This window comes from Pseudoalteromonas sp. TB25 (genome assembly GCF_000497995.1).
Classification (GTDB): domain Bacteria; phylum Pseudomonadota; class Gammaproteobacteria; order Enterobacterales; family Alteromonadaceae; genus Pseudoalteromonas; species Pseudoalteromonas distincta.
Map to the genome: position 1 here is coordinate 1 of NZ_AUTI01000062.1, position 1,524 is coordinate 1,524.

Genomic DNA, 1,524 nt, shown 5'->3' on the forward strand with positions numbered 1-1,524 from the left:
CAGCGTCTCTATCGCATAAACCGCCGCCTGCATCGAGTGTATCTTCAACATGAGATTCTATGCTGTCGTTTTGTTTATCAAATACAGCAGCTATACCGCCTTGGGCATACAAAGTAGAACCTTCGGTAAGCGCTCCTTTACTGATCACGGTAACGTTACAATAATTAGCTAGAGATAATGCAAGTGATAAGCCTGCTGCGCCGCTACCTATAATAGCGACATCTGCAATGTGATGTTTATTTTGGTTCATGTCAGAGGTACTTTGCGGTTACAATGCTCATATAGAGCAATATTTGTTTTTAATATCTGTAGTTGTATCATATTTGTCATACTACTACGTAGTGATTTTAAAGGCTTAGCGCCGTTATTATCATCTATTTTATAAAAAAATAATATTAAGCAGAACTTTTTATTCATAAAGAGGTCAGAGTATTTGTGAACAATGACGACAATATGAATAACAAGCAAAAATCAGACATAGGAGTACCGGCTCGAATGAGCGAGCAGGAATTAGATTTAGTGCTAGTAAAAAGGGTCCAGCAAGGAGATAAAAACGCCTTCAACCTATTAGTAAAGAAGTATCAAAACAAAATTGCAGGTTTGATCTCACGTTATGTATCTAACCAAGGCGATATTGCTGATGTAGCACAAGAAGCTTTTATTAAAGCTTACCGTGCACTTCCTAACTTTAGAGGTGACAGCGCCTTTTACACGTGGTTATACCGTATTGCCGTTAATTGTGCTAAAAATTACTTAGTAGCCCAGGGGCGTAAGCCGCCAGCAAATGATATAGACGCTGAAGATGCCGAGTTTTATGATTGTGCAGATTCAATGCGATCGAATGCATCTCCTGAAAACCTACTTTTAAGCGAAGAAGTACGCGCTGTTATTTTTAATACGATTGATAGTTTGCCTGAAGATCTTAAAACCGCAATCACCCTTAGAGAAATAGAAGGGATGAGCTATGAAGAAATAGCAGTGGTAATGGATTGCCCAGTCGGGACTGTGCGTTCGCGTATATTTCGTGCCCGTGAAGCAATAGATAACAAATTAAACCCATTAATAGGCGAGTCTTAGTATGACAAAAGCACACCTTAACAAGTTAGATAACGAAGCGTTATCGGCATTACTTGATGGCGAGCAACATCTAACTGATGCAAAAATTGCAGAGCAAGATGTAACTACGTTTGGCCGTTATGCGTTAATTGGTGATGCGATGCGTGCTCAAAAAAATAATAACGACATACATATTGATATTAGCGATCGCGTTGCATTAGCACTAGAAAGCGAGCCTGTTTATGCTGACTTTAGTCAGTCAAAAACACAGCCTCAAGCAATCACTGAAACAGTACAAGATAATAAAGTAGTCGCTTTTAATTGGCGCAAACCAGTTGCTCAATTAGCTATTGCAGCAAGTGTAGCGATGTTTGCTATTGTGGGCGTTAATACGCTTCCTCAAAGTAATAATGAGCAGCAAAGTGAAATTCCATTACTGCAAACCACACCGCTAGCAGGTATGGCTTC

3 protein-coding genes are annotated in these 1,524 nt (G+C 39.6%); 2 read left to right on the plus strand and 1 reads right to left on the minus strand.

Going from position 1 to position 1,524, the window contains the following annotated elements; translation table 11 throughout:
• A partial coding sequence (locus L652_RS01000000123150) for an FAD-dependent oxidoreductase (RefSeq protein WP_033013144.1) occupies nucleotides 1-250 on the minus strand: 250 nt, incomplete at its 3' end.
• Nucleotides 251-495: 245 nt separating this feature from the next.
• Here L652_RS01000000123150 and rpoE point away from each other — a divergent pair.
• A complete protein-coding gene (rpoE, locus tag L652_RS0101185; RefSeq protein ID WP_002958721.1) occupies nucleotides 496-1,077 on the plus strand; it encodes an RNA polymerase sigma factor RpoE in 582 nt (193 codons plus the stop codon).
• Between the two features lies 1 nt (nucleotide 1,078).
• Nucleotides 1,079-1,524, plus strand: a 446-nt coding sequence (locus tag L652_RS0101190; RefSeq protein WP_024603204.1) for an RseA family anti-sigma factor, incomplete at its 3' end; no start/stop codon positions are given.

Excerpts from the sequence above, each read along its gene's own strand:
- rpoE (WP_002958721.1), top strand. The coding sequence starts at position 496 with ATGAGCGAGCAGGAATTAGATTTAGTGCTAGTAAAAAGGGTCCAGCAA.